Genomic DNA, 20,102 nt, shown 5'->3' on the forward strand with positions numbered 1-20,102 from the left:
GCGAGCTCGCTCCTACGAGGGGGCGACATCCGTCGATGTCGACTAGGCTCTAATCACTGCTTGATTTTGGTCTTGTGACGTCTTGTCGATTTTTTTGCCCGCGGGGGCGGGTGTTGTACCTTTTTCCTGTCACTCGTCGACTATTCAAACAGAACCTGGAGCCTGCCCACTGATTCGAGAGGTGCCCCATGAGTCTGCTGCTTGAACCCTTTACCCTTCGCCAATTGACCCTGCCCAACCGCATCGCGGTGTCGCCAATGTGCCAGTATTCCAGTGCCGATGGCTTGGCCAATGACTGGCACCTGGTCCACCTCGGCAGCCGTGCGGTCGGCGGGGCCGGGCTGGTGTTTACCGAAGCCACGGCGGTCACCGCCGACGGGCGTATCACAGCTCAGGACCTCGGTCTGTGGAATGACGAGCAGATCGAACCCCTGCAACGCATCACCCGCTTCATCAACGCCCAGGGCGGCGTTGCCGGCATTCAACTGGCCCATGCCGGGCGCAAGGCCAGTACCTACCGGCCATGGCTTGGCAAGCACGGCAGCGTCAAACCCGACGAGGGCGGCTGGGTGCCGGTCGGACCTTCACCGATTGCGTTCGACCCACAGCACACCCAACCCAGGCAACTGGATGACGGCGAGATCGCCCAAGTGATCCAGGCCTTTGTCGATGCGGCAAAGCGCTCGCTGACGGCCGGTTTCAAGGTGGTCGAAGTGCATGCCGCCCATGGCTACCTGCTGCATCAGTTCCTGTCGCCGTTGAGCAATCAGCGTCGCGATCAATATGGTGGTTCGTTCGAAAATCGTATTCGGCTGGTGCTGCAGGTCACCGAAGCGATACGTGCGGTTTGGCCTGAAGAGTTGCCGGTGTTTGTCCGGGTGTCGGCCACCGACTGGGTCGAAGACGGCTGGAACCCCGATGAAACCGTGGAACTGGCGCGTCGGCTCAAAGCCTTGGGCGTGGACCTGATCGACGTCTCGTCGGGCGGTACGGCGGTGAATGCCGAAATTCCCACAGGCCCCGGTTACCAGACCCGCTTCGCCGAACGTGTGCGCAAGGAGTCGGGCATGGCCACCGGCACGGTCGGCATGATCACCGAGCCGGCCCAGGCCGAGCACATCCTGCGCACCTGCCAGGCGGACATCATCTTCCTGGCCCGGGAGTTATTGCGCGATCCGTACTGGGCGCTGCACGCCGATGATGACCTGGGCGGGCACAAGGCCGTGTGGCCGGCGCAGTATCAGCGGGCGACTCACCGTGAGCAGCCGATTCACGAATCGGATTTGCGCGACTGAAATCCATCGATACGAAAAAGCCCCTGAATCGCGAGATCCAGGGGCTTTTGCTTATGCCGGTGACCAATCAGGCCGCTTCGATCTTGCTGCGGTTCTGTTCGACCTGGTTCAGGTAGTCCTTGAGCTTGTCCTGTTCGGCAACTGTCGTGAACAAGCCGAGCTTGCTGCGACGCCAGAGGATGTCGTGGGCGCTGGTGGCCCATTCTTCGCTGCACAGGTAGTCGACTTCACGGGTGTAGAGACCGCCGCCGATATGCTCTCCCATATCGCTGAGGCCCTGCACACCTTCGAGCATGCGCCAGGTACGGCTGCCGTAGGTGGTGGCCCAGCGGCGAGCGATCTCGCTCGGTACCCAGTCAAACTGGTCGCGGATACGCGAGCTCAAGGCTTGCGGGGTGGTCATGTCTTCACCGCCCGGCAGCGTGGCGCTGGCGGTCCAGCTCGGTTTGATGTGCTTGAAGTACGGGGCCAGTTGCGCCAGCGCCGACTCGGCCAGTTTGCGATAGGTGGTGAGCTTGCCGCCGAACACCGACAGCAGTGGGGCTTCCTCGCCACTGCCCGACAGCGCCAGGGTGTAATCGCGGGTCACGGCCGAGGGGTTGTCGGATTCGTCGTTACACAGCGGGCGCACACCGGAATAGCTGTGCAGGATGTCGTCGCGGCTGATCTGCTTTTTGAAATGGGCGTTGACCACGTTCAACAGGTAATCGGTTTCGCCGTCGGTGATCGCAACGGCAGCCGGATCGCCGGTGTACTCGCGGTCGGTGGTGCCGATCAGGGTGAAGTGGTTCAGGTACGGAATAGTGAACACGATGCGCTGATCTTCGTTTTGCAGGATGTGCGCGTGTTCGCCTTCATACAGCTTCGGCACGATCAGGTGGCTGCCCTGGATCAGGCGGATGCCGTAAGGCGATTCCATCTTCAGGTCGTCGCGAATGAACCTGGCGACCCATGGCCCGGCCGCATTGACCAATGCCTTGGCGCGAATCGAAAACAGGCTGCCATCGCTGCGTTCCAGGTGCAGGTGCCACAGACCCTTGGTGCGGCGCGCGCTGACGCAACGGGTTTGGGTGTGAACGTGGGCACCTTGCTCCCGGGCGGCCATGGCGTTCAACACCACCAGGCGCGCGTCGTCGACCCAGCAATCGGAGTATTCGAAACCCTTGGTGATTTCGCTTTTCAGCGCGCTGTCGGGGCCGAACTTCAGGCTTTTCGAACCCTGGAGTTGCTCGCGCTTGCCCAGGTTGTCATAGAGAAACAGCCCGGCGCGGATCATCCATGCCGGGCGCAGGTGCGGGCGGTGCGGCAACACGAAACGCATTTGCTTGACGATGTGCGGCGCCTTGGCCAACAGCACTTCACGCTCGGCCAGGGCTTCACGCACCAGGCGAAATTCGTAATGTTCGAGGTAGCGCAGACCGCCGTGGATCAACTTGCTGCTGGCCGACGAAGTATGGCTGGCCAGGTCATCCTTTTCGCAAAGGAACACCGAGAGACCGCGACCGGCGGCATCTGCTGCGATCCCCACACCATTGATCCCGCCACCGATGACGGCGATATCGTAGACCTCGGCGAGAGGGGGCGTAGGCAAGGTGGAAGTGGGCATCGGCACGGCCTCGGAATTCTTTGATGTTCTGTATTTGAATTCGAACATTAATGTTCATTTGCGAAAATACTAGCCCATAAAGAGGCGCACAGCCAGTCAGCTTCGATTGAAAATACTCATCGAAGGGCCGTTAAAGGAAAATTTACGAACATTTTGAAATGTGGCTGGCTTGAGATCGACGGAGTTTAAGTGACCGCCATCGCGAGCAAGCTCGCTCCCACAAGGAGTTGAGTCGGTCACAAAACTTGTGTACGCCGTCAATCACTGTGGGAGCGAGCTTGCTCGCGATGGCGGCAGTGCAGGCGCCGTAGATATAGCGGTGAGGTTAAACGACTTCCAACCGAACCTTGTGCTGGTTCAACAGCTGCGCCAGCGCCGGGGATGGCTGCTGATCGGTGACCAGGCAATCGACCAGGCTGATCGGTCCCAGGCGAATCATGGCGTTGCGCCCGAATTTGCTCGAGTCGGCCGCGAGTATCACTTGTCGGGCATTGGCGATGATCGCCTGGGATACCCGCACTTCCTGATAATCGAAGTCCAGCAGGCTGCCATCCTCATCGATACCACTGATGCCGACCAAGGCAAAATCGACCTTGAACTGGTTGATGAAGTCGACACTGGCCTGACCGACCACGCCGCCATCGCGCCGCACGTTGCCACCGGTCAGCAGCACGTCGAAGTCGTCCTTGGCGCTGAGCATGGAGGCCACATGCAGGTTGTTGGTGATGATCTTCAGGTGACTGTGGTTGAGCAGCGCCCGGGCGATGGATTCGGTGGTGGTGCCGATGTTGATGAACAACGAGGCATGGTCGGGAATCTGCGCGGCAATGGCTTCGCCGATACGCTGTTTCTCATCGCGCATCTGATCGGCGCGCATGGCGTAGGCGGTGTTTTCGACACTGGAGTCATAGGCGGCGCCACCGTGGTAGCGACGCAGCAGGTTGGCTTCCGCGAGCTGATTGATGTCGCGGCGGATGGTCTGCGGTGTAACGACGAACAACGTGGCCATTTCCTCGATGCTGACATAGCCGCGTTCGCGAACCAGCTCGAGGATTTGCTGCTGACGGGGAGGCAGATTCATGGGGCGTCCTTTGGGCTGCCGTGCAAAATTTGCCCATGATGCCGCAGGAATCTGCTCCCGACCAGTTACATACAGATACGGGGGCTGTAGTTCGCTTATTCAGCCTCGTCTTCAACCGCCCAATCGCGGGTGCGGCTGACCGCTTTTTTCCAACCGGCGTAGAGTTTTTCCTTCGCCGCTTCATCCAGCGTCGGCTCGAACCGTCGCTCGATCACGGCCTTGCCACGCAACTCTTCCAGGCTGCCCCAGAAGCCACAGGCCAGGCCTGCCAGGTAAGCGGCGCCGAGTGCTGTGGTTTCGCGCATTTGCGGGCGCTCGACCTGCGTGCCGAGGATGTCGGCCTGGAATTGCATGAGGAAGTTGTTGGCCACCGCGCCGCCGTCCACGCGCAGAGCTTTCAGGCGCTCCCCGGAGTCCTGCTGCATGGCGTCCAGCACGTCGCGGGTCTGGTAGGCAATCGACTCCAGCGCGGCGCGAATGATGTGGTCCACGCGTACGCCGCGGGTCAGGCCGAACAATGCGCCACGGGCATACGGGTCCCAGTACGGTGCGCCAAGTCCGGTGAAGGCCGGCACCAAGTACACGCCGTTGCTGTCCTTGACCTTGTTGGCAAAGTATTCGGTGTCGTGGGCGTCGTTGATGATCTTCAGTTCGTCACGCAGCCACTGCACGGTAGAGCCGCCGTTGAATACTGCACCTTCCAGCGCATAGGCCACTTCGCCACGGGGGCCGCAAGCGATGGTGGTCAGCATGCCATGCTTGGATTTCACCGCTTTGTCACCGGTGTTCATCAGCAGGAAGCAGCCAGTGCCGTAGGTGTTTTTCGCCTGGCCTGGCTCGACGCACATCTGGCCGAACAGAGCGGCTTGCTGGTCACCGGCGATACCGCCGATGGCGATGCCGCTTTTGGTGTGGCCGTAGATTTCCGAGGACGATTTAACTTCCGGGAGCATTTCGCGCGGAATATCCAGCAGCTCCAGCATCTTCGCGTCCCACTCCAGGGTGTGGATGTTGAAGAGCATGGTGCGCGAGGCGTTGGTGTAGTCGGTGACGTGCACCTTGCCGCCGGTAAATTTCCAGATCAGCCAGCTGTCGACGGTGCCGAACAGCAGTTCGCCGTTGCGCGCGCGTTCGCGGCTGCCTTCGACGTTATCGAGAATCCACTTGAGCTTGGTGCCGGAGAAGTAGGGGTCGGTGACCAGGCCGGTGGTGTCGCTGATGTATTGCTCGTGGCCATCGCGCTTCAGTTGCTGGCAGATTTCGGTGCTGCGCCGGCACTGCCAGACGATGGCGTTGTAGATCGGGCGGCCGGTGTTCTTGTCCCACACCACGGTGGTTTCGCGCTGGTTGGTGATGCCGATGGCGGCTACCTGGTCGTGGTGCAGGCCGGCTTGTGCCAGGGCCTCGACCATCACGGCGCTTTGGGTGGCGAAGATCTCCATCGGGTCATGCTCGACCCAACCGGCTTGCGGGTAATGCTGTGCGAACTCCCGTTGGGCGGTGCAGACCACGTTCGCGTCGCGGTCGAAAATGATCGCGCGGGAGCTGGTCGTACCCTGATCGAGGGCAATGATGTAGTTCTTATTCTGTGTGTCGGTCATGTCGATTGCCTTGGACGAAAAAAGGGAGTGAGGTCTGGCGCGCGATCAAAGGGCAGGGGCACGCGCCAACGGTATCAGGACGTTCTGGGTTTGCCGTCAATGGCAGGTCGCTCATCCTTTGTAGCAGGTACGGCGCCGGGCAGATGGCGGGCAATCAGCCCGCGATAGGCGGCGGCGCCGAGGCAGGCACCGACAATCGGCGCAAAAACAGGAATCAGGAAGTACGGAATATCGCGTCCGCCGGTGAAGGAAATTTCACCCCAGCCAGCGAAGAAAGTCATCAGTTTAGGGCCGAAGTCCCGCGCAGGGTTCATGGCAAAACCGGTCAGCGGTCCCATCGAGCTACCGATCACCGCAATCAGCAGGCCGATCAGCAGCGGTGCCAGCGGGCCTTTGGGCAGGCCATTGTTGTCGTCGGTCAGGGACATGATCACGCCCATCAGGATGGCCGTAATGATCACCTCCACCAGAAATGCCTGGGCGGTGGTGAGCGCAGGATTCGGGAAGGTGGAGAATACTGAGGCCAATTCAAGGCTGGCTTGCGTGCCACGAACCATGTGCTGCGTTTGTTCGAATTCGAAGAATAGATTGCTGTAGAGCGTGTAAACCAACAACGCGCCACAGAAGGCACCTGCCACTTGGGCGAGTACGTAGAAAGGCAATTTGCGCTTTTCGAAGTCCGCGAAAATGCTCAGGGCAATGCTGACGGCAGGGTTCAGATGAGCCCCGGAAACCCCGGCGGTGAGGTAGATCGCCATGCTGACGCCGACGCCCCAGATAATGCTGATTTCCCACAAACCAAAACTGGCACCCGCGACCTTGAGCGCGGCAACACAACCGGTACCAAAAAAGATCAGCAGCGCCGTACCCAGAAACTCGGCCATGCATTGGCTCGAGAGCGACGGTTGTTGTAAAGCAGTAGTCATTGAAACCTCATTTTTTTTGTTGTCTGGCGCGTTCTTGCCTTCATGGTCAACGCGCGTTTTTCACCGAGGCAGGATCCCCATCCTGGTCGCGGTTTACTGCCGGGTACAGCGGTAGGACGTTTCGTGCAGTTTCAGAAACGAAAAAATATAGACAAGAAACGCTGCTGTCAAAGGTCGAAAGTGAACCGTCAGTCACAAAAAAACTATTCATTGCATGAATGAATGAGTCATTGCGCAATGGGATGGCCAGGCAATGGCGTTATGGATGCGCCGCCGTAGAGCCTTTTAACGACCAATGTCCTAGAATCCGGCGCAGTATTTTCTTCTGCCGCCCAGTCTGGAGCTGCCATGACCCCCGCATTGGATTTATTGAAAAAGGTTCGGGCCGAACATCGCGTACACAGTTACGAACATGACCCGAAGGCCGCCTCCTATGGCCTGGAAGCCGCGGAAAAACTCGGGCTCGACCCGGCGCAAGTGTTCAAGACCTTGCTGGCGGCCAGCGAGAAAGGTGAGTTGCTGGTGGCTGTGGTGCCGGTTGTCGGCAGCCTGGACTTGAAAGGGCTGGCCCAAGCCGCTGGCGTGAAGAAGGTCGAAATGGCCGATCCGGCGGCAGCGCAGCGCTCTACGGGTTATCTGTTGGGCGGGATCAGTCCGCTGGGGCAGAAAAAGCGGTTGCGTACCTTCATTGATAACTCGGCCCAGCCCTTCGCCAGCATTTTTGTCAGTGCCGGCCGGCGTGGACTGGAAGTCGAACTGGCGCCGGCCGTGCTGGCCGAACACACCCAGGCGAAGTTTGCCGATATCGGCCGTGCGTGAGCGCAGCGCTGTATGGTGAAAATCAGCCGGTTCTGTCACTGGTGCCGGTTCGGTCGACGCTGCATGCTCGGCGATCTGACAAAGGGAGAAGGTTATGCAGTTGGAGTTTCATCAGGTCGACGCGTTCAGCAATCAGCCATTCAGCGGTAACCCGGCGATGGTCTATCGGCTCGATACCTGGCTCGCCGATAAGTTGATGCAGAAGATTGCCGCCGAGCACAACCTCGCCGAAACGGCGTTTGTCGTGCGCGAAGGGCAGGGCTGGCACATCCGCTGGTTTACACCGACCACCGAGGTGCCGTTGTGCGGTCACGCGACACTGGCCAGTGCCCATGTGTTGTTTGAGGTCTATAAAGAGCCGGTCGAGCGACTGGACTTTATCTGCAAATCCGGTCCGTTGAGCGTGACCCGTGAAGGTGGACGACTGTGGCTGGATTTCCCGTCGATCACTGCATCGCCGGTGAACGTGATCTCGGACATCGAGCGTGCACTGGGCGTGAAGGCTGTCGAGGTACTGGCTTCGAATGAGTTGTTCGTGGTGCTGGAGTCGGAACAAGCCGTGCTCGACTGCAAGCCGGACATGGTGGCCCTGGCGAAACTGCCATGGTTGGGCGCCATCGTGACGGCGCAGGGCGAGCAGCACGATTTCGTGTCCCGTTACTTCGCCCCGGCAATCGGCATCAATGAAGACCCGGTGACCGGATCGACCCATTGCCTTTTGATTCCGTACTGGTCGAAGCGTTTGGGCAAGTCGAGCCTGACGGCCTGTCAGCGATCGACCCGGGGCGGGGAGTTGTTCTGTCGGCTGGAAGGCGAGCGGGTGAAGATCGGCGGGGATGCGACGCTCGTTGCAAGCGGAACGTTGATGCTGGGCTAACTCAAATCCAATTGTGGGAGCGAGCCTGCTCGCGAAGGCGGTGTGTCAGTCAACATCATCATTGGCTGACACACCGCCTTCGCGAGCAGGCTCGCTCCCACAGGGGTTGTGTTGATCAGTGAGCGGAGCTGTAGCGCCGGACACCCGATTCAACGGTAGGAATCTGTGCCGCCGTGCTGCCGGACGCCTGGAACAGCACCAGGTGTTCCGCCGCGACACGAATGCCCACATCCGCCCCGACCTGGCGATCGACATGGCTCGGAAAGATCGACTCCAACTGCGCGCCTGTCGGCAGCTGCAAGCGATACAGGGTCGACGCACCGAGGAACGTCTTGCCGGCGATTCGCGCCTTCAGTGCGCTGTCCGGTGCGTAGACGATGTCGTCCGGACGCAGCAGCACGTCCACGGCGCCGCCTACCGGCCAGGTGTAGGCCCGGTTGCCGCGCAACTCACCCAACTCGGTTTGCACCGACTCCGGGCTGCTCAACTGACCGCGAATGAAATAGCCCTGGCCGATGAAGCTGGCTACAAAGGGCGTCAGTGGTTCGTGATACAGGTTGTAGGGCGTATCCCACTGTTCCAGTCGACCTTCCTTGAACACGCCAACGTGGTCGCTGACCGCGAAGGCTTCTTCCTGGTCGTGTGTCACCAGAATCGCGCTGGTGCCACGGGCCTTGAGGATGTCGCGTACTTCATGGCTGAGCTTGCGGCGCAATTCGCCATCGAGGTTGGAGAACGGCTCGTCGAGCAACAGCAGTTGCGGTTCCGGCGCCAGTGCGCGGGCCAGGGCGACACGTTGCTGCTGCCCACCGGAAAGCTCGTGGGGGAAACGCTTGCCGAGGTTTTTCAGGTTGACCAGTTCCAGCAGCTCTTCGGTGACGCGATCCTTTTGCGGATGCTTGCGAATACCGAAGGCGATGTTGTCGGCCACGCTCAAGTGCGGGAACAGCGCGTAGTCCTGGAACACCATGCCGATGCGGCGTTTCTCCGGGGCGAGGGTGTAGCCGGCGCTGGAGATGGTCTCGCCGGCCAGCTGAATTTCGCCTTCGTGTACCGGTTCGAAACCGGCAATCGCCCGCAGTGTGGTGGTCTTGCCGCAGCCGGAAGAGCCCAGCAGGCAACCGATGTCACCGGCGTTCAAATGCAGGTTCAGGTTCTGTACTACGCGCTGGTCTTGATAGCCGCAGGCGAGGTTGCGCAGGTTAAGCAGTAATGGCTGGCTCATGCGTGGTGATACGCCGGTTCGACGAGGAACTCGAGCAGGGCTTTTTGCGCATGCAGACGGTTTTCGGCTTGATCCCAGGCCACCGAGCGTTTGTCGTCGAGCAGGTCGACGCTGATTTCCTCGCCACGGTGCGCCGGCAGGCAGTGCATGAACAGCACGTCGTCAGCGGCCAGGTCGAGCAGGGCGCGGTTGACCTGGAACGGTGCGAACAGTTGCAGGCGCTTGGCGGTTTCCTCTTCCTGGCCCATGGAGGTCCAGACGTCGGTGCTCACCAGGTGTGCACCACGCACGGCGTCTTTCGGATCGCGAACGATGGAGACCCGATCGCCGGCCTTGGCCAGGAACACCGGGTTGGGCTCGTAGCCTTCCGGGCAGGCAACGCGCAACTGGAAGTCGAACTGGATCGCCGCTTCTATATAGCTGTTGCACATGTTGTTGCCATCGCCGATCCAGGCCACGGTCTTGCCCTGAATCGAGCCACGGTGTTCGAGGAAGGTCTGCATGTCGGCCAGCAACTGGCACGGGTGCAGGTCATCGGACAGGCCGTTGATCACCGGTACGCGGGAGTTGGCGGCGAACTCGGTCAGGTTGCTGTGGGCAAAGGTACGAATCATCACCGCATCGAGCATGCTCGACATGACGATGGCGCAGTCGCCGATCGGCTCGCCACGGCCCAGTTGGGTATCGCGTGGCGACAGGAAGATCGCCTGGCCGCCGAGCTGGATCATGCCGGCCTCGAAGGAGATCCGGGTGCGGGTCGAGGATTTTTCGAAAATCATCCCCAGGACGCGGTTTTTCAGAGGCTCGAACAGTACGCCGCGGTTACGCAGGTCCTTGAGCTCAACGCCTCGACGGATCACGCTGACCAGCTCTTCGGGCGTGCAATCCATCAGGGAGAGAAAGTGCCTTGCGCTCATCATTGACTACCTTTTTGCTACAAACCGCAGATGCTCAAAGCCTTGTTTGACGGAACAACGGGCGAGACCTGCGGCGTAAGCCGCACGGGGCGACGAAATAGGGGAAGGCGCGATCTTATAATTAAATGTCGCGTCTTACCAATAGGGCTACAGTTTTTAGGGAGTTTCAGAGGTGCTACGGGTTCACCGAGGTAGCGCTTTTGAAGTCTGTTTCCTGAATGCAGCGGTTCATTTGTACACCGGCCTCTCGGGGCTTGGCAATCAGGCGGGGCGGCAATGGTGCGGTGACAGTCGGTTTCTGACTTGCCGTTCCAGGTCTTGAGCCGCGTGTCGCCAGCTTGAAATATTTGCTAATGCAAAGTGCTGGGTTATAAATAAATCTCGAGTGACGCGGAAGCTTCCCGATGGAATCGAAAGAACAACTGCTAATGGAGCTACTGGGCCTCACGGCACGCTCGCTGACTCACCTCACCGCTTCGATGACGACGATGTCCTTCGAGTTGTTGCGCAGCGAAGACGAGGTCACCCGGGCTGCCGGTCGTCACATGATCGATCGCATGGCCACCATCAGCGCCGGGCTCGACGAACACTGGCGCCTGATTGGCGAACTGACCGGTGTCGATGTCGCTCACGGGGCGTTCGAAAACCTCCAGGAAATCCAGTTGCAGGTGCCGCCCAGGCTGCCTTCGAACTGAACCCGCGCGGCCATCGGCTGGCCTGATACCCCTCGATTCACGAGACGAACGTCGCTGGCGTGGCGTCGGGTCTGGCGCCATAGTTTTGTTTCCGCGGCCATCGGTGCCCGCCCATGACAAGACAGACTGGCCATGACCAAGACTCTCCATCACCGTGCGTGCCATTTGTGCGAAGCCATCTGTGGCCTGACCATCGAAACCATCAAGGTCGAAGACGGCAGCGTGCAGATCACGTCGATCAAGGGCGATCCCCAGGACGCGTTCAGCCGTGGTCACATCTGCCCCAAGGCCGTGGCCCTTCAAGACATCCAGAACGATCCGGATCGCCTGCATCAGCCGATGCAGCGGGTGGGCAATGAATGGCAGCCCATCGAGTGGGACGCGGCATTCAACCTGGTGGCCGAGCGCCTGGCGGCGATTCAGGAGCACCATGGGCAAAACGCCGTGGCGGTCTATCAAGGCAACCCGAGCGTGCACAATTACGGGTTGATGACCCACAGCAATTACTTCCTCGGCCTGCTGAAAACCCGCAACCGGTTTTCCGCGACGTCGGTAGATCAATTGCCGCATCACCTGACCAGTCATTTGATGTACGGCCACGGTTTGCTGCTACCGATCCCGGACATCGATCACACCGATTTCATGTTGATCCTGGGCGGCAACCCGCTGGCTTCGAACGGCAGCATCATGACCGTGCCCGACGTGGAAAAGCGCTTGAAGGCGATACAAGCCCGGGGTGGCAAAGTGGTGGTGGTCGACCCTCGCCGCAGTGAAACGGCGGCGATTGCCGATCAGCATCTGTTCGTGCGCCCGGGCGGTGATGCCGCGCTGTTGTTCGGGTTGCTCAACACCTTGTTCGCTGAAGGCCTGACCCGCGACAGCCATCTGCCGGTAGACGGTCTTGAGGGCGTGCGGGAGGCCGTCGCGCCGTTCACCGCCGAGGCCATGAGTCCGTTGTGCGCCGTACCGGCCGAACAGATCCGCCAATTGGCGCGAGACTTCGCCGCAGCGCCCTCGGCTGTCTGTTATGGCCGCATGGGCGTCTCGACCCAGGCCTTCGGAACACTTTGTCACTGGGCGGTGCAGTTGATCAATCTGGTCACCGGCAACCTCGACCGCGTGGGGGGTGCCTTGTGCACCGAACCGGCGGTGGACCTGGTGGCGACGACTTCGGGCGGGCATTTCAATCTGTGGCAGAGCCGGGTTTCCGGGCGCCCGGAATACGCCGGAGAGCTGCCAGTCTCTGCGCTGGCCGAAGAGATGCTCACCGAAGGGCAAGGGCAGGTCCGGGCGCTGATCACCGTGGCGGGCAATCCGGTGCTGTCCACGCCCAATGGCCGAAAGCTCGAGCAGGCACTGGACGGGCTGGATTTCATGGTCAGCATCGACCTGTACATCAATGAAACCACGCGCTACGCCGACCTGATCCTGCCATCCACATCGGCGCTGGAAAACGATCATTACGACACCACATTCAACCTGTTCGCGGTGCGCAACGTCAGTCGTTTCAACCGCGCAATCCTCGCCAAGCCCGAAGGGGCATTGCACGACTGGGAGATCTTTGTCGGGCTGGCCAAGGCGTTTGCCGCCAGGACCGGCAAAGAGTTGAAACCTACCATCGCCCCGGCGCAAATGATCGATCGCGGCCTGCGCATGGGGATGTACGGCGACACCTCGGAGCACAAGCTATCGCTGGCGACTTTGTTCGATCATCCCCATGGCGTCGATCTCGGCGCGCTCAAGCCTAACCTTGCACCGCGCCTGAAGACTGCCAATCAACGCATCCAGGCCGCGCCGAAGGCGATTCTCGCTGACCTGGCACGCTTCGCAGCCTTGAAGGCGCCGGCCGCCGACGAGTTGTTGATGATTGGCCGCCGGCATGTACGCAGCAACAACTCATGGATGCATAACTATCATCGGTTGGTGAAGGGCAAGCCACGACACCAGTTGCTGATGCATCCGGACGACCTGGCCAGTCGCGGGCTCAGTGACGGACAGCGCGTTCGGGTCAGTTCGCGGGTGGGTGTGATTGAGGTCGAAGTGCTGGGCAGTCTTGATATGATGAAAGGCGTGGTCAGCCTGCCGCACGGCTGGGGCCATGCGCGGCCGGGTGTGCAAATGACGATTGCCAGCAGCCAGCCGGGGTCCAGCGCCAACGACCTGACCGACGACTGCCAGCTTGACGAGTTGTCGGGCAATGCCGCGCTCAATGGCGTGCCGGTGACCGTGGCGGCGGCTTGAATCAGTCTGACGGAGAGACCGAGCAGGGCGCTCGGCTTTCCGTTACAATGCGCCACCGTGCCGACCCATGAGTCGGAAAGTTCAGCCGAGGTGCTCCATGGATATCATCGAAACGATTAAAGAGCAGATTGCCAACAACACCATTCTGCTTTACATGAAAGGCTCGCCAAATGCCCCGCAGTGCGGCTTCTCCGCGAAAGCTGCACAGGCCGTGATGGCGTGTGGTGAAAAGTTTGCGTACGTGGACATCCTGCAGAACCCGGAAATCCGCGCCAACCTGCCAAAATACGCCAACTGGCCAACCTTCCCGCAACTGTGGGTTGCCGGTGAGCTGGTCGGTGGTAGCGACATCATGACTGAAATGGCTGCTGACGGTTCGCTGCAGAGCCTGATCAAGGACGCCGCCGCCAAGGCCGCGGCTCCAAAGACCGAAGCCTGATTCGCTTCCTGTAGGAGCGAGCTCGCTCGCGATGGACTAAAGAGCGCCGCGGGGAACCAGATTTCCCGCGTTATCGTTGACCACCATCGCGAGCAGGCTCGCTCCTACAACGGCAGGTATTAAAAAGCCCCGCCACTCGAAAGAGGGCGGGGCTTTTTATTGTGTCTGTAGGAGCAGGCTGCGATCCTTTGATCCTGGAAAGTCAAAAGATCGCAGCCTGCGGCAGCTCCTACTCTTCGCCCATCTGCGATTGCAGATAGTTTTCGATACCGATCTTGTCGATCAGGCCCAATTGGGTTTCCAGCCAGTCGATATGTTCTTCTTCGGACTCGAGGATATCTTCAAGCAGCTCACGGCTGCCAAAGTCGCCAACTTTTTCGCAATGCGCGATAGCCACTTTCAGGTCGGCATGGCCGGTTTTCTCGATACGCAGGTCGCACTCGAGCATTTCCTTGGTGTGCTCGCCGATGTGCAGCTTGCCCAGATCCTGGACGTTCGGCAGGCCTTCAAGGAACAGGATCCGCTTGATCAGCTTGTCCGCGTGCTTCATCTCGTCGATGGATTCGTGGTACTCGTGCTTGCCGAGCTTGTTCAGACCCCAATCTTCATACATGCGCGCATGCAGGAAGTATTGATTGATCGCGACCAGCTCATTGGCAAGGATCTTGTTGAGATGCTGGATGACTGTAACGTCGCCTTTCATGATGGGGTCCTGCCCTGTTTTAGCTGTCAATACAACAGAGTTTGAGCCGCGTATTTAATAGTGTCAAACCTAAGTTATTGAAACTTAAATGAAAATTAATCGGAATAAGAATGTTTGTGTTCCGCGTCTAGAGCATAACTAGTTGATTTAGAGGCATAAAAAAACCGGACATATGTCCGGTTCTTTGAAAATCGATACTTAAGCGGCTGTAAATTCTGCTGGATAGGGAATTGCAGCCTGGGCCGTTTGCAGTTTGGTCAGGGTCTCGCGGACCACTTCCTTGGCAAGACAGGCACATTTGCCGCATTGACTGGCAACGCCGGTAGCCACTCGGACTTCCTTGTAGCTGCAGCATCCTTCATAGATCGCATCGCGGATTTGACCGTCGGTGACGCCAGTGCAGAGGCAAACATACATAAGGAAGACCGTCGCTGATTGTGACTCAATTGCGATGGATCTTAATGTTAACGAGAATGATTGTCAAAGTGGTTTCAGAGTACTTTTTGTCATAAGCGGGGATGGCTGACGAACGGTCTATATGGCAAACCGGTGATACAAAACCGTCGGGGATTTCATCGTACCGGGAAAAAACAGCTAAGCCAGCTCAAACACGCGGTGTATGATGGCCGGTCTTTTGCGACCGGGGTTCGTGTCACAGGGCTGTCGCCTGAGGGTGGCAGGCTGATGCGAACCCTGTTTCTCACGCTATTACACCAGGAGATATCCAATGAGCGTACTCGTAGGCAAACAAGCCCCTGACTTCACCGTACCGGCCGTACTCGGCAATGGCGAGATCGTAGACAGCTTCACCCTGTCTTCGGCGATCAAAGGCAAATACGGCCTGGTGTTCTTCTACCCGCTGGACTTCACCTTCGTTTGCCCGTCCGAGCTGATCGCTCTGGACAACCGCATGTCCGAGTTCAAGGCGCGCAACGTTGAAGTGGTCGCTGTGTCGATCGACTCGCACTTCACCCACAACGCCTGGCGCAACACCCCGGTCAACAACGGCGGCATCGGCGAAGTTCGCTACACCATGGCTGCCGACATCAAGCAGGAAATCATGAAGGCCTACGACGTTCAGTCCGCTGACGGCGTGGCGTTCCGTGGCGCGTTCCTGATCGACGACAAAGGCGTTGTCCGTTCGCAGATCATCAACGACCTGCCGCTGGGCCGTAACATGGAAGAGCTGCTGCGTCTGGTCGACGCTCTGCAATTCCACGAAGAGCACGGCGAAGTCTGCCCTGCCAACTGGAAGAAAGGCGACAAAGGCATGAACGCTTCGCCAGAAGGCGTTGCGGCTTACCTGACCGAGCACGCTGCCGCTCTGTAAGGCGCACGCTGCAGGTAAAAAAACCGGCCATCGAGGCCGGTTTTTTTATGCGCGGGATAAATCTGGAACCCCTGTAGGAGCGAGCTTGCTCCGGGCGGCGTTCCGACGATGGACTCAAGAACACCGCGGGGAACCAGAGCGCCCGCGTTATCGTTAACGACCATCGCGAGCAAGCTCGCTCCTACAGGTGTATCAGGGACCGCCATCAATCGTTGAAATCTTCCCAGCCACCCATCTGTTTCCAGCGATTGACGATGCCGCAGAACAGCTCTGCCGTCTTCTCTGTGTCATAGCGCGCCGAGTGAGCCTCACGGCCGTCGAAGTCGATGTCCGCTGCCTGACACGCCTTGGCCAGCACCGTCTGGCCGTATGCCAGGCCAGCGAGCGTCGCGGTATCGAAACTGGAGAACGGATGGAACGGATTGCGCTTCATGTCCAGGCGCGCAACCGCCGCATTCAGGAAGCCCAGGTCGAAGCTGCTGTTATGCCCGACCAGGATCGCCCGTTTGCAACCGTTGGCCTTGAGGGCCTTGCGCACGCCGCGGAAGATATCGTTGAGGGCAGACTCTTCACTCACGGCCATGCGCAGCGGGTGATCGAGCTTGATCCCGGTGAATTCCAGGGCTGCCGCTTCGATGTTCGCGCCTTCGAATGGCTCGACCCGGAAGAAGTAGGTGTGATCCGGGTAGACAAAACCCTTTTCATCCATGGCGATGGTGGTCGCGGCGATTTCCAGCAGGGCGTCGGTGGCCGAGTTGAAGCCACCGGTTTCTACGTCGACGACCACCGGCAGGTAACCACGAAACCGTGCGGCCATTGGATGACGGGAACCGCCACCGCCGCCATTGCCTTCCAGTTCGTCGTCGAAATGGTCTTCACTCACGCGTGTTCCTCCAGCAGGCGCCAGCGCAGTTTTTCACCGGCGCGCAGCGGGATAACGGTCAGCTCGCCAAACGGCAGGCTGGCAGGGGCGGTCCATTCTTCGCGGACCAGGGTGATGCGATCGGTGTTGGCCGGCAGGCCATAGAAACGCGGGCCGTTGAGGCTGGCGAAGGCTTCGAGCCTGTCCAGCGCATTGCGCTGTTCGAACGCTTCGGCGTACATCTCGATCGCCGCATAAGCGGTGTAGCAGCCGGCGCAACCACAAGCGGCTTCCTTGGCATGCTGGGCGTGGGGGGCCGAGTCGGTGCCGAGGAAGAATTTTTCGCTGCCACTGGTGGCGGCGTCGAGCAGGGCTTCCTGGTGCGTATTGCGCTTGAGGATCGGCAGGCAGTAGAAATGCGGCCGAATCCCGCCCACCAGCATGTGGTTGCGGTTGTACAGCAGGTGATGCGCGGTGATGGTCGCGCCAACGTTGGCCGAAGCCGAGTTGACGAACTGCACGGCGTCAGCGGTGGTGATGTGTTCGAACACCACCTTGAGGGTCGGGAAACGCTCGACCACACGACGCATGTGTTCGTCGATGAAGATTTTTTCGCGGTCGAACACGTCGACATCGCCACGGGTGACTTCGCCGTGGATCAGCAACGGCATCCCGACTTCGGCCATGGCCTCGAGTGCAGGGAAAATCTTGTCGATGCTGGTAACACCAGAGTCCGAGTTGGTGGTCGCGCCGGCCGGGTACAGCTTGGCGGCGTGCACGAATCCGGTGGCCTTGGCCTCGCGGATTTCTTCAGGCTGGGTGCGGTCGGTCAGGTACAGGACCATCAGCGGCTCGAACGGGCTGCCGGCCGGGCGGGCAGCGAGAATCCGCTGGCGATAGCCGTCGGCTTCGGCCGCGTTGCGCACCGGTGGAACCAGGTTGGGCATGATGATGGCGCGGCCAAAGGTGCGCGCGACATCCGCGACGGTATTGGTCAACACGGCACCATCGCGAAGATGAATGTGCCAGTCGTCGGGACGCAGCAGGGTCAGGCGGTCGGACATGAGGGGATTCCAGGCGGGTCAAACTCAAGGGAATGCTACCGGAAAAGACTCTTGCAGGCACTCGCTATCAAGTTTTGCCGCCAGCTTCCGATATCCAACGGGTATGCCGTAAACATGTGTGTGTCGGTCTTTTTGTTGTAGAAACCAGTGGAGCCTCCCGTGCGCCAGCGTTATTTAGCCTTGCTCAGTGTGTTTGCCAGCCTTCCCGCGATGGCGCTCACTTTTCAGACCCGCCTGGAGAGCATTGAGTGGACGGTCGAAGGCGACAAGTTCGAATGCCGCCTGACACAGCCGATTACCGACTTCGGTTCGGGTGAGTTCGTGCGCAAGGCCGGTGAGCAGGCAACGTTTCGTCTGAATGCCTATAACCCGATGATGGGCGGAGGTTCGGCGACCTTGCTGGCCGCTGCTGCACCTTGGCAACCGGGGCGTGACGATATCAACCTGGGCACGGTGAGGATCGGCAGCGGCAACGTGTTGTTCAACAGTTCGCAGGTGCAGGCCGGACGCCTGATCAGTGGCCTGATGGACGGTCGCAGCCCGGTGGTTCGCCATGCCTCGGGGGATGGCCGGGTGTCGGAAGTGCGCTTGCTGCCGGTCAGGTTCACCAAGGCGTTTGCCGATTATCAAAGCTGCGTGGCCAAACTGTTGCCGCAGAACTTCGAGCAGGTGAAACAATCCCAAATCGGCTTCCCAGGCGGCGGAATCGAGCTCGACAGTGCCGCGAAAGCCAAGCTGCAGGTCATGCTGGAGTACATGAAGGCTGATCCGACGGTCAATCACATCGAGCTCGACGGTCACTCCGACAACAGCGGCAACCGCCTGACCAATCGCGACCTCTCGCGGCGCCGGGCCTTGGCAGTGATGGAGTTCTTCAAGGCGAACGGCATCCAGGAGTCGCAAATCACCCTGCGCTTCCATGGCGAACGTTATCCGCTGGCGCCCAATACCAACAACGCCAACCGTGCGAAGAACCGTCGGGTAGCGGTACGTCTGGAGCGGGGAACGCCCGCGGAACAAGTCGCCCCGCAAGCGACGAAAGCGGCCACTTCGGCAACGTCCTGACCCTTCGGTCATCGTCGCGCTCTCGACAGATTCTGTCGCTTGGTCGTCATAAGCTGTCGCGCCTCTGTAAATTATCCTGCATGAGCGGTAGACTTCACGGCTTTCCGTAGAACCCCGTGGAGTGATGGCATGGCGGACGTAAACAAGGTCGTTCTGGCGTATTCCGGCGGCCTGGACACTTCGGTGATCCTCAAGTGGCTGCAGGATACTTATAACTGTGAAGTGGTGACCTTCACCGCTGACCTGGGTCAGGGCGAAGAGGTCGAACCTGCACGTGCCAAGGCTCAGGCCATGGGCGTCAAAGAGATCTATATCGACGACTTGCGCGAAGAGTTCGTGCGCGATTTCGTTTTCCCGATGTTCCGCGCCAACACCGTTTACGAAGGCGAGTACCTGCTGGGTACTTCCATCGCTCGTCCGCTGATCGCCAAGCGCCTGATCGAAATCGCCAACGAAACCGGCGCTGACGCCATTTCCCATGGCGCCACCGGCAAGGGCAACGACCAGGTTCGTTTCGAATTGGGCGCGTACGCCTTGAAGCCTGGCGTGAAAGTGATTGCTCCCTGGCGCGAGTGGGACCTGCTGTCCCGTGAAAAGCTGATGGACTACGCCGCGAAGCACGCGATCCCGATCGAGCGTCACGGCAAGAAGAAATCCCCGTACTCCATGGATGCCAACCTGCTGCACATCTCCTATGAAGGCGGCGTGCTGGAAGACACCTGGACCGAGCACGAAGAAGACATGTGGCGTTGGACCGTTTCCCCGGAAAACGCTCCCGACAAGCCGCAGTACCTGGAACTGACCTACCGCAACGGCGACATCGTCGCGCTGGACGGCGTCGAAATGACGCCGGCCACCGTGCTGGCGACCCTGAACCGTATCGGTGGCGAACACGGTATCGGCCGTCTCGACATCGTCGAGAACCGCTATGTGGGCATGAAGTCCCGTGGCTGCTACGAAACCCCTGGCGGCACCATCATGCTGCGTGCCCACCGTGCGATCGAATCGATCACCCTGGACCGCGAAGTGGCTCACCTCAAAGACGAGTTGATGCCCAAGTACGCCAGCCTGATCTACACCGGTTACTGGTGGAGCCCTGAGCGTCTGATGCTGCAACAGATGATCGATGCGTCCCAGGTCAATGTGAACGGCGTTGTGCGCCTGAAACTGTACAAGGGCAACGTGATCGTCACTGGCCGCAAGTCCGACGACTCGCTGTTCGACGCCAACATCGCGACCTTCGAAGAAGATGGCGGCGCATACAACCAGGCAGATGCTGCAGGCTTCATCAAGCTCAATGCCCTGCGCATGCGCATTGCAGCGAACAAAGGCCGGAAGCTGTTCTGAGACCTTTGA

At 59.7% G+C, this 20,102-nt stretch carries 19 protein-coding genes; 9 read left to right on the forward strand and 10 right to left on the reverse strand.

What is annotated here, in order from left to right:
• Positions 1-188 precede the first annotated feature (188 nt).
• A complete protein-coding gene (locus tag AC3WJW_RS15680) occupies positions 189-1,295 on the forward strand; it encodes an NADH:flavin oxidoreductase/NADH oxidase (RefSeq protein ID WP_007971299.1) in 1,107 nt (368 codons plus the stop codon).
• Positions 1,296-1,362: 67 nt separating this feature from the next.
• On the opposite strand, the gene glpD is transcribed toward AC3WJW_RS15680, so the two are convergent.
• The 4 genes from glpD to AC3WJW_RS15700 form a co-directional block, all read right to left on the reverse strand.
• A complete protein-coding gene (gene glpD / locus AC3WJW_RS15685; RefSeq protein WP_493726620.1) occupies positions 1,363-2,901 on the reverse strand; it encodes a glycerol-3-phosphate dehydrogenase in 1,539 nt (512 codons plus the stop codon).
• A 325-nt stretch (positions 2,902-3,226) separates the two neighbouring features.
• Entirely contained in the window at positions 3,227-3,982 is a 756-nt protein-coding gene (locus AC3WJW_RS15690) for a DeoR/GlpR family transcriptional regulator (protein WP_007971301.1), read from the reverse strand.
• A gap of 95 nt (positions 3,983-4,077) precedes the next feature.
• Complete coding sequence (glpK, locus tag AC3WJW_RS15695) at positions 4,078-5,583, reverse strand: glycerol kinase GlpK (RefSeq protein WP_492584587.1); 1,506 nt, start codon at positions 5,581-5,583, stop codon at positions 4,078-4,080.
• A 74-nt stretch (positions 5,584-5,657) separates the two neighbouring features.
• Positions 5,658-6,509, reverse strand: a complete 852-nt coding sequence (locus tag AC3WJW_RS15700) for an MIP/aquaporin family protein (RefSeq protein WP_218477669.1) — start codon at positions 6,507-6,509, stop codon at positions 5,658-5,660.
• 348 nt (positions 6,510-6,857) lie between these two features.
• Between AC3WJW_RS15700 and ybaK the strand changes: the two genes are divergently transcribed.
• Positions 6,858-7,328, forward strand: a complete 471-nt coding sequence (ybaK, locus tag AC3WJW_RS15705; RefSeq protein ID WP_493726621.1) for a Cys-tRNA(Pro) deacylase — start codon at positions 6,858-6,860, stop codon at positions 7,326-7,328.
• 94 nt (positions 7,329-7,422) lie between these two features.
• The gene (locus AC3WJW_RS15710) at positions 7,423-8,205 is read left to right on the forward strand and encodes a PhzF family phenazine biosynthesis protein (protein ID WP_493726622.1); all 783 of its coding nucleotides are present in this window, start codon (positions 7,423-7,425) and stop codon (positions 8,203-8,205) included.
• Positions 8,206-8,320: 115 nt separating this feature from the next.
• Here the strand turns inward: AC3WJW_RS15710 and AC3WJW_RS15715 are convergent, their stop codons facing one another.
• Both AC3WJW_RS15715 and argF read right to left on the reverse strand, forming a co-directional pair.
• Positions 8,321-9,430: an ABC transporter ATP-binding protein gene (locus AC3WJW_RS15715; RefSeq protein WP_493726623.1), complete on the reverse strand. Its 1,110-nt coding sequence runs from the start codon at positions 9,428-9,430 to the stop codon at positions 8,321-8,323.
• Positions 9,427-10,347, reverse strand: coding sequence for an ornithine carbamoyltransferase (gene argF, locus AC3WJW_RS15720; protein ID WP_033047492.1), 921 nt, complete (start codon positions 10,345-10,347; stop codon positions 9,427-9,429). Before argF ends, AC3WJW_RS15715 begins: the two co-directional genes overlap by 4 nt.
• Before the next feature lie 404 nt (positions 10,348-10,751).
• Between argF and plzR the strand changes: the two genes are divergently transcribed.
• The 3 genes from plzR to grxD all read left to right on the forward strand — a co-directional run bounded on the left by plzR (position 10,752) and on the right by grxD (position 13,722).
• Complete coding sequence (plzR, locus tag AC3WJW_RS15725; RefSeq protein ID WP_493726624.1) at positions 10,752-11,042, forward strand: PlzR type 4 pili assembly inhibitor; 291 nt, start codon at positions 10,752-10,754, stop codon at positions 11,040-11,042.
• A 132-nt stretch (positions 11,043-11,174) separates the two neighbouring features.
• Positions 11,175-13,283 carry a molybdopterin oxidoreductase family protein gene (locus AC3WJW_RS15730; protein WP_493726625.1) on the forward strand — a complete coding sequence of 703 codons (2,109 nt, stop codon included), beginning with the start codon at positions 11,175-11,177 and terminating at the stop codon, positions 13,281-13,283.
• 97 nt (positions 13,284-13,380) lie between these two features.
• On the forward strand, positions 13,381-13,722 hold the full coding sequence (grxD, locus tag AC3WJW_RS15735) for a Grx4 family monothiol glutaredoxin (RefSeq protein WP_007971318.1): 342 nt from the start codon (positions 13,381-13,383) through the stop codon (positions 13,720-13,722).
• Positions 13,723-13,951: 229 nt separating this feature from the next.
• Here the strand turns inward: grxD and bfr are convergent, their stop codons facing one another.
• Positions 13,952-14,425, reverse strand: coding sequence for a bacterioferritin (gene bfr / locus AC3WJW_RS15740; RefSeq protein WP_493726626.1), 474 nt, complete (start codon positions 14,423-14,425; stop codon positions 13,952-13,954).
• Positions 14,426-14,623: 198 nt separating this feature from the next.
• Positions 14,624-14,842 carry a bacterioferritin-associated ferredoxin gene (locus AC3WJW_RS15745; protein WP_007985869.1) on the reverse strand — a complete coding sequence of 73 codons (219 nt, stop codon included), beginning with the start codon at positions 14,840-14,842 and terminating at the stop codon, positions 14,624-14,626.
• A 310-nt stretch (positions 14,843-15,152) separates the two neighbouring features.
• Between AC3WJW_RS15745 and AC3WJW_RS15750 the strand changes: the two genes are divergently transcribed.
• The gene (locus AC3WJW_RS15750) at positions 15,153-15,755 is read left to right on the forward strand and encodes a peroxiredoxin (RefSeq protein WP_007971324.1); all 603 of its coding nucleotides are present in this window, start codon (positions 15,153-15,155) and stop codon (positions 15,753-15,755) included.
• Between the two features lie 205 nt (positions 15,756-15,960).
• Here AC3WJW_RS15750 and rnt read toward each other — a convergent pair whose 3' ends face one another.
• Together rnt and pyrC are read right to left on the reverse strand one after the other, a co-directional pair.
• Positions 15,961-16,638: a ribonuclease T gene (gene rnt, locus AC3WJW_RS15755; protein ID WP_007972317.1), complete on the reverse strand. Its 678-nt coding sequence runs from the start codon at positions 16,636-16,638 to the stop codon at positions 15,961-15,963.
• Positions 16,635-17,681 (reverse strand): dihydroorotase, encoded by a 1,047-nt coding sequence (gene pyrC / locus AC3WJW_RS15760; protein WP_493726627.1) that lies wholly within the window; start codon positions 17,679-17,681, stop codon positions 16,635-16,637. Before pyrC ends, rnt begins: the two co-directional genes overlap by 4 nt.
• A 159-nt stretch (positions 17,682-17,840) precedes the next feature.
• On the opposite strand from pyrC, the gene AC3WJW_RS15765 reads away from it, so the two are divergent.
• Positions 17,841-18,746 (forward strand): flagellar protein MotY, encoded by a 906-nt coding sequence (locus AC3WJW_RS15765; protein ID WP_493726628.1) that lies wholly within the window; start codon positions 17,841-17,843, stop codon positions 18,744-18,746.
• A gap of 129 nt (positions 18,747-18,875) precedes the next feature.
• Positions 18,876-20,093 (forward strand): argininosuccinate synthase, encoded by a 1,218-nt coding sequence (locus AC3WJW_RS15770; protein ID WP_007972320.1) that lies wholly within the window; start codon positions 18,876-18,878, stop codon positions 20,091-20,093.
• Positions 20,094-20,102: the final 9 nt, after the last annotated feature.

This window comes from Pseudomonas sp. GW821-FHT07G06, assembly GCF_058986625.1.

Excerpts from the sequence above, each read along its gene's own strand:
- AC3WJW_RS15680 (WP_007971299.1), top strand. The coding sequence starts at position 189 with ATGAGTCTGCTGCTTGAACCCTTTACCCTTCGCCAATTGACCCTGCCC.
- glpD (WP_493726620.1), bottom strand. The coding sequence starts at position 2,901 with ATGCCCACTTCCACCTTGCCTACGCCCCCTCTCGCCGAGGTCTACGAT.
- AC3WJW_RS15690 (WP_007971301.1), bottom strand. The coding sequence starts at position 3,982 with ATGAATCTGCCTCCCCGTCAGCAGCAAATCCTCGAGCTGGTTCGCGAA.
- glpK (WP_492584587.1), bottom strand. The coding sequence starts at position 5,583 with ATGACCGACACACAGAATAAGAACTACATCATTGCCCTCGATCAGGGT.
- AC3WJW_RS15700 (WP_218477669.1), bottom strand. The coding sequence starts at position 6,509 with ATGACTACTGCTTTACAACAACCGTCGCTCTCGAGCCAATGCATGGCC.
- ybaK (WP_493726621.1), top strand. The coding sequence starts at position 6,858 with ATGACCCCCGCATTGGATTTATTGAAAAAGGTTCGGGCCGAACATCGC.
- AC3WJW_RS15710 (WP_493726622.1), top strand. The coding sequence starts at position 7,423 with ATGCAGTTGGAGTTTCATCAGGTCGACGCGTTCAGCAATCAGCCATTC.
- AC3WJW_RS15715 (WP_493726623.1), bottom strand. The coding sequence starts at position 9,430 with ATGAGCCAGCCATTACTGCTTAACCTGCGCAACCTCGCCTGCGGCTAT.
- argF (WP_033047492.1), bottom strand. The coding sequence starts at position 10,347 with ATGAGCGCAAGGCACTTTCTCTCCCTGATGGATTGCACGCCCGAAGAG.
- plzR (WP_493726624.1), top strand. The coding sequence starts at position 10,752 with ATGGAATCGAAAGAACAACTGCTAATGGAGCTACTGGGCCTCACGGCA.
- AC3WJW_RS15730 (WP_493726625.1), top strand. The coding sequence starts at position 11,175 with ATGACCAAGACTCTCCATCACCGTGCGTGCCATTTGTGCGAAGCCATC.
- grxD (WP_007971318.1), top strand. The coding sequence starts at position 13,381 with ATGGATATCATCGAAACGATTAAAGAGCAGATTGCCAACAACACCATT.
- bfr (WP_493726626.1), bottom strand. The coding sequence starts at position 14,425 with ATGAAAGGCGACGTTACAGTCATCCAGCATCTCAACAAGATCCTTGCC.
- AC3WJW_RS15745 (WP_007985869.1), bottom strand. The coding sequence starts at position 14,842 with ATGTATGTTTGCCTCTGCACTGGCGTCACCGACGGTCAAATCCGCGAT.
- AC3WJW_RS15750 (WP_007971324.1), top strand. The coding sequence starts at position 15,153 with ATGAGCGTACTCGTAGGCAAACAAGCCCCTGACTTCACCGTACCGGCC.
- pyrC (WP_493726627.1), bottom strand. The coding sequence starts at position 17,681 with ATGTCCGACCGCCTGACCCTGCTGCGTCCCGACGACTGGCACATTCAT.
- AC3WJW_RS15770 (WP_007972320.1), top strand. The coding sequence starts at position 18,876 with ATGGCGGACGTAAACAAGGTCGTTCTGGCGTATTCCGGCGGCCTGGAC.